General features: G+C 57.1%; 1 pseudogene. It reads right to left on the bottom strand.

What is annotated here, in order from left to right:
• Positions 1 to 259 (bottom strand): annotated as a pseudogene (locus ACY9Z2_RS19140) (carboxypeptidase M32); the annotation flags it as partial.

The following is a 259-nucleotide window of genomic DNA, read 5'->3' as shown; positions in this document are numbered from 1 at the left end:
AAGCGCATATGTGGGGAAGTATCCGAGCATACCGCCTGACCAATGCACATCCTGCAGGACTCCCAGACGGTCATTCGGCGGGGTGATGCCCAGGAACTCGTGCATCCGGGCATTCCAGGCTTCAGGCAGGTCTTTGACCTGCAACGACCCTTCCATCAGGGCAATTTCCAGCTCCAGGCGCAGCATGATATGAAGGTTGTAGGTCGCCTCATCCGCTTCGGTACGGATGAACGATGGTTCAACCGTGTTGATTGCCGGG

The organism is Virgibacillus sp. GM2-2 (assembly GCF_055329585.1).
This window is presented reverse-complemented; position numbering and strand designations above follow the sequence as displayed.